The sequence below is a fragment of the Mesonia profundi genome (assembly GCF_031085155.1).
Classification (GTDB): domain Bacteria; phylum Bacteroidota; class Bacteroidia; order Flavobacteriales; family Flavobacteriaceae; genus Mesonia; species Mesonia profundi.
The window spans coordinates 93675-100106 of the sequence record NZ_JAVHUL010000009.1; the positions used below are offsets into that span (position 1 = coordinate 93675).

The window sequence follows — 6432 nt, forward strand, 5'->3', positions numbered from 1 at the left end:
TATTCCGCTGAAAACCCTAACTTTACAATGAAAAACAATCTTTGGTTATGGTAGAAAATACAATTGATTTTACACAGATACATCAAGATTTTCAATGGAGAGGAGATTCACTAGACACAACTAATCTAAAGGAATTAGCAACTTTATATAGGGAAGAAGGCGAACCTCATGAAGAAGAAATAGGAAAGTTCTTTTTAGCTTGGCTAGATGATAAGGATTATGTGGAGGTGCATACTTCTGGCTCTACGGGAACGCCTAAAATTATTCAAATCCGTAAAGAATGGATGTTTAATAGCGCCAAAGCGACCGGTAAATTTTTTGAACTACCCGAGAATACTACCGCCTTATTATGTTTACCAGCTACCTATATCGCAGGAAAATTGATGTTGGTGCGTGCTATGGTTTTAGGTTGGCATATAGACAGTGTGCCACCAAAATCTAATCCGTTAGATCAAGTTTTTAAACGTTATGATTTTTGTGCGATGACGCCTTTTCAATTAGACAATTCATTGGCAAGACTGCACCTGGTTTCTAAACTGATTGTGGGAGGCGGAGCTATTTCACTTCCGCTGAAAGAACTCGTACAAGACCTTTCTACCAAAGTGTATGAAACTTATGGCATGACCGAAACAGTGACTCATATTGCAGCGCGGCGTGTCAACTCCGTAAAAAGTAAAAAAGAAGAAATTCCGTTTAAAGTATTGCCTAACGTGAGTGTAAGTGTAGACGAACGCAATTGTTTGGTGATAAAAGCTCCCGGTGTGGCAGATGAGCCTATAATCACCAATGATGTGATTGAATTAGAGACCTATAAAAAATTCTATTGGCGCGGAAGAATAGACCATGTAATCAATACGGGCGGCATTAAAATCTTCCCAGAGCAGGTAGAGCGAAAATTAGAAAATACGATTCTGCATCGGTTTTTTATCACCTCTTTACCCGATGATGCCTTGGGAGAAAAGATCATCTTATTTGTAGAAGCCCCTTTCTCTGAAGAAAGTTTAAAAGACCTCACCGAGCAAATCCAAGAGCTTGATGAGTTAACGAAATTTGAAAGACCTAAAAAAATCTACTTTGTAGAAAAATTTGAAGAAACCCACACGGGAAAAATCCATAGAATCCATACTTTAAAAGCGAGGTTGGATTAGGCTTGTATGTTGTTGATTTTACTTGATATGGGAAGTTGCCATTAGTATAAAAAATGCTTTATCGATAAAGCGTCAAAACAGGAAACGTATCAGTCTGTTTAACATAGAAATAATGTGGCGCTATGCCACGTAAAGTACGCCAAGACGAAAACGTATAGATCTCCAAAGTTTGCTTTATGCTTTTTTAGATTAGCTTACGAAGTTCTTTATTTTCTGTCCTATTTTTAAATTGATCTTACAGGTGCATAGTAAGATCAATTTAAAAATAGATTCTAAACGCTAAGAAGCTTTTATGCAGCGGTACTTTTAATATTTTTATTCACTCAGTTCATTCTTCCGAAGTATCAGAAATAAAAAAATTATTGCAAGCTAGGGATATTCACCATTTCATTAGACTCCCTATTGTAGTCAATTTCATGATAATTGAAACCAAAAAGATTAAAAAATTCCGTTTTGTAACCTTCTAAATCTCCAATAGACGAAAGTGTTGAGGTGGATGCTTGTTCCCATAATTCTGAAACTTTCTCTTGAATATCAGCTCGCATTTCCCAATCATCAATTCGTATTCTACCTTCAGAATCTGTGGGTACCTGTTCTAAGAAAAGTCTTTCGGTATACAACCTATGAATCTGTTCTATGCAGCCTTCTTGAAGTCCATTCTCTTTCATGACTTTATACAATAACGAAATATACAAAGGAATAACAGGAATCGCAGAACTCGACTGCGTGACAAGTGCTTTATTAACTGAAACATAGGCCTTGCCGTTGATGTCTTTTAGCGAATCAGAAATGCTAAAAGCCATTTTTTCCAAATGATCTTTTGCTTTGCCAATCGTTCCTTTTCGATAAACAGCCTCGGTGAGTTTAGGGCCAATATAAGAGTAGGCAACCGTTTTAAAATTTGAAGACAGTAGATTTTCTTTTTTCAATGCATTAATCCACATTTCCCAATCTTCGCCTCCCATGACGGCAACGGTATTTTCAATCTCCTCTTCTATACAAGGCTCTATACTAATGGTTTTTACTTCTCCTGTATGAAAGTCTACCGTTTTATTAGTGTAGGAACTTCCTATTGGTTTTAAAGTTGACTTATGTTTAACTCCGGTTGTGGGGTGGGTTCTAACTGGGGAAGCAAGACTATAAACCACCAAATCAATTTGACCTAAATCTTCTTTGATTAACTTTAGTGTCTTTTCCTTTATTTCATTTGAAAAAGCATCGCCATTTATACTTTTGGCATAAAGTCCTTCTTTATGAGCTTCTTTTTCAAAAGCTGCTGTATTGTACCATCCAGAAGATGCCGTTCTTCCTTCTGAAGGAGGCTTTTCAAAAAACACCCCTATGGTAGATGAATTTGATCCAAAAGCACTAGCTATTCTAGATGCTAAACCAAATCCTGTGGAGGCTCCAATGACCAATACCTTTTTTGCTGTTTCGTTTATTCCTTTTGATTTTATATAATCAATTTGATTTAATACACTTTTCTCACAACCTTCTGGATGAGATGTTATGCAAATAAACCCCCTAGTTTTTGGTTCTATTATCATTTATTATTGTCTTTTTTTAATTGTGGGCAAGGTGTTATATCCATCCAAAAATACATTTTTAATTGTAATACCAATAAGTTGGGAGGCTTTTCACCTCCCAAATAAATTAGTGTCCTCTAACCAGGCCTGTCTTTATCGTCAAACAGACGGTCCTAGATCCTCAATAAGAGATTAAATATTTTCTACAAATTTTGAAAATACTTTTTTATGACGTTCCAAATCCAAATTACCGGAAACGGATACTCGAACAATATAATCTTTATCGTCTTCTTTAGTCGTTCCTTGTGTAGAGGTTGCTGGAACCGTCCAATAGCATCCGTTTAACTGTCCGTAGCTTACGCAGAACTTACTTTCATTAGGAATTTCTGTAATCATTGAATTGATGAGCTTCAGATTCAAGGCTCTTTTATAAGTTTCTTTTTCTTCCGCAGTATTTCCTTTTGTGGGAAGGTCTAAAGAAAATACAGAAGGGGTAAATCCTTGTTCAGCAAACTCTTCAGAAACAAAATTGATTTTTGCACCGGGCAAGCTATCGTGAATAAAAGTTACAAACTCACGTGTGTTGGTGTACGCATCCTTGATTCTTTGATTCATAGAAGGCAATTGCTTGGCTAAAATCTCATATTGTAGCTCTGTCGCTTCATTATCGCAAAGACTTAGATGCTTTTCTACTTTCTCTATCAATCCTTCCGTTTTTGTATTCCCTACACAATAACCAGCAGTACATTTTCCACCGCTAGGAAATTTAGATCCGCTTACATAAGAAATAGTTCTTACGGTAGAGAGTATTTCGCCCTCTCCTAAAAAGTGGTAATTGGGACAAAAGGTTTGATCTAAAATAAAAACGGGGTCAATCGCAATTTCTCCTGTGGCAGTTTTGCGTTCTGCACTTAGCACCTCTTTTAATTTTTCAAGGTTGGGAACTTCAACTCTAGGGTTTGTAGGAATTTCGGCGATGATGTAAGCAACCGCATTTTCTTTGGCAACCTTATTTAAAACGGTATCAATACTCTGAACCATATCGTTATCACCATCTACAGGTAAATCTACCACTTCAACCGTATCAAGACTATCAGCAACGCGTCTGGCTTGGTCGTTCGTGCCTCCATAACAGTTTGGAGGAACAATAAACTTGATGTCTTTTCCTTTATGATTTTCTAAGGCATCGTGAACAAGTCCCATCATAATCGCATACTGCATCGACAATCCGCAGGAAGCGACAAGTCCCTTTGTCGTGGAGCCAGTGATTTCTTTAATGGAAGCTAATACGCTCTTTTTATCGCGCTCCCGATTGGTTTGTGGGGGGTTAAAAGAAGAATTTTCTACTAATAACTTCAAGGCAACGTGGGCATTGGCAGGCGTCATAGCAATCGTCTCTCTTCTTCTTACATGCTGAACTGCTGAAATGTAGCTTTCATTCTCTTTCCCATTTACGAGTAAAACACTTCCAAGTTTAGAATGAAAACTAATGAAAAAATCAATGTTTGAAGTAAGATGAATACTAGAAAATTGATCTTCTTGTGAAATAAAAATAGTGCTGCCGTCAAATGCGGAAATGTCTTCTACATTATCCACTTTCTTTAAATCAAACTGATATCCATACACACGTTGCACTACGTCTGCATCAAAACCTTCTGGAATTTTATCTGAATAAAAGATTTGAGTTTTTTTATCTTCTAATGCGTTTTTTCTTAAAATTGCCAGAATAGGAATCGTCTTGGATTGAAAACTGATTACATTTTCTGAATTGAGGTCGTTTAAATGAGCAATTCCCCATTCTAGAATACAGGATAGGGGATGACCTAAGCGAATATAGTCGTAGGCCGTGGGTAATTCTTGGAGTGCCGAGGTTTTAGAAGTATTGCTGTGGTATAAATTCTCAAACTGTTCTAAGAATTGCGTTTTAGCCAACTCTTCATTATAAATATCTAGTCGATGTGTGGTTAAATTCAACCAATCCTTTGGCATATTTCCAATGACATCTTTTATATAATTTAGCATTTTATGGTCTTTCATAATGTTTCCTTTAGATAGGCCGATAATATACATGAAATCCACTTTCTTTAAAACCTTACAAGACGTTTTATTGGAATGGTTATGTAGTTTACAAGGAAACGGCTAAGAGAGGTAATAGCTCTTTTTTAGGAAGCTTAAAATATTTTGATAAGGAAAAAGGAAGAAGAGTGTTAATTTTTGCGTTGGTTCTTTGTTGCAAACCTTATTTATTTCAGATGAAAATTCTTCCATATTCATGAAAATTTGACTTAATAGTCTGAGTATCAATAAAAAAAATTACTTTTTTTCTTTAATGCCTACATGAAAATAATAGATAACCACTTTTAGGAATCAGCAAAATCAAAAAACAGAAAAAATAAAAAGAGGTCTTGAATAGTTCTTTTTAAGCCCAATTCATCTTATTGTAATTGGAGTGTTTTTCTTGAATTAATTAACCCAACTTAACTTACTTTTATTTAGGCCCAATTTTAAAAAGAGAATATGATGATTAAAAAATTACTTATTTTGAGTTTTTTGACGGTCTGCTTAAGTGGTAGCGTAGCAGCACAAACATATCCTACATCTTCCTGGGTTGATTTTACGGATACCTCTTGGTATAATGTAAGCTTCCCCAAAATTAGGACAAATAGAAGTTATAATTAATTTTAAATTTCAACCTTTTATGCGTTTTTTCAAATCGGTTTTCCCTTTTTTTTAGCTCCGCTTGTCAGTTAACGTTTATCAGCAAAGTTTATAAATCAGAATTTGAAGTTTAAAATTATTTTTGAACTAAGAAAAGATTTTAAAGTCAGATTAATTATAGTCAATTAAAAGTCGGAAGTAAATTCCATTCCAAACATTCTTGTTCGTTTAATTCTTAGCATTTATTTCCTATAAAGAGAATTAAATGGAGTAAAGTATTATACCGCCAATTATAGCTAAAGCAAGAGCTGCGTAAGTTACTTTTTTCCATTTTGATGGGATAGTTTCACTTTTATAAACTCCGTAAAGTCCAAGTGGAGGAAAAAGAATCAATAAATAGCCTACTATATATCTGTTGTACCATTTTTGTTTGGTTTCCATTTTTTTGTATTTTAGTGTTAATTGCTGTTTAAAGTTAATTTTTTTTAAGAATTTCTTTCTAAAATCTTTAATCTATCCGTTTCTTCGTTCGCCTAAATTTACACTTAATATATCTATTCCAAATATTTTCTATTTTATATGAATTCGTTAGATAATATTTTTCGGGAGCAATTGAGGGTAACGGCAAGTATAAGCGTAGTGCGGGTTTTCGAAGATGAATTATTCTTATTTACCTGAGCTTTATTGCGAGACGAATGTTCTGTTTTTAGCAATGAATCCCGCATTACGCTTATACAATGTGCCTGTTGCACAAGTATTGTTAAAGGTACATTTTTTTCGTATCTTACTGTATGCAAGGAAAGAAGAATTATCAAGAAAAATTATTCAGCAGTTTTCAACTAAGTGAGCGCGTCCCGTCGACCAATTTTTACCGACAGTTAAAAGAGGTGCTCCATTTAGATTTTTTGTACAAAGCGACAGAAAGTTACTATGGTAGCAGCGGTCAATCCAGTATTGACCCCGTGGTATTTTTTAAGTTTTGGAGTGTCTACCTTTGATGTGACGATTTTTTAGAGTCCATAAATATTTATAGATTTAAATTATGGCAAAAAAACATGATAACGAGTTTAAGTTAATGATAGTAGAGCTATTGAAAGCTG

General features: G+C 34.9%; 4 protein-coding genes and 1 pseudogene. 2 read left to right on the forward strand and 3 right to left on the reverse strand.

Going from position 1 to position 6432, the window contains the following annotated elements:
* Positions 1-47: 47 nt before the first annotated feature.
* Positions 48-1148, forward strand: a complete 1101-nt coding sequence (locus RBU60_RS05230; protein WP_308863645.1) for an AMP-binding protein — start codon at positions 48-50, stop codon at positions 1146-1148.
* Positions 1149-1507: 359 nt separating this feature from the next.
* Here RBU60_RS05230 and fabV read toward each other — a convergent pair whose 3' ends face one another.
* From fabV to RBU60_RS05245, 3 genes are all read right to left on the reverse strand, one after another.
* Complete coding sequence (gene fabV / locus RBU60_RS05235; RefSeq protein WP_308863646.1) at positions 1508-2695, reverse strand: enoyl-ACP reductase FabV; 1188 nt, start codon at positions 2693-2695, stop codon at positions 1508-1510.
* A 171-nt stretch (positions 2696-2866) separates the two neighbouring features.
* On the reverse strand, positions 2867-4711 hold the full coding sequence (locus RBU60_RS05240; RefSeq protein ID WP_308863647.1) for a PLP-dependent aminotransferase family protein: 1845 nt from the start codon (positions 4709-4711) through the stop codon (positions 2867-2869).
* Between the two features lie 882 nt (positions 4712-5593).
* On the reverse strand, positions 5594-5773 hold the full coding sequence (locus RBU60_RS05245; protein WP_308863648.1) for a hypothetical protein: 180 nt from the start codon (positions 5771-5773) through the stop codon (positions 5594-5596).
* 350 nt (positions 5774-6123) lie between these two features.
* Between RBU60_RS05245 and RBU60_RS14175 the strand changes: the two are divergent.
* Positions 6124-6309, forward strand: a pseudogene (locus RBU60_RS14175) (IS1182 family transposase); the annotation flags it as partial.
* Between the last annotated feature and the right edge of the window lie 123 nt (positions 6310-6432).

Excerpts from the sequence above, each read along its gene's own strand:
- RBU60_RS05230 (WP_308863645.1), top strand. The coding sequence starts at position 48 with ATGGTAGAAAATACAATTGATTTTACACAGATACATCAAGATTTTCAA.
- RBU60_RS05245 (WP_308863648.1), bottom strand. The coding sequence starts at position 5,773 with ATGGAAACCAAACAAAAATGGTACAACAGATATATAGTAGGCTATTTA.
- RBU60_RS05240 (WP_308863647.1), bottom strand. The coding sequence starts at position 4,711 with ATGAAAGACCATAAAATGCTAAATTATATAAAAGATGTCATTGGAAAT.
- fabV (WP_308863646.1), bottom strand. The coding sequence starts at position 2,695 with ATGATAATAGAACCAAAAACTAGGGGGTTTATTTGCATAACATCTCAT.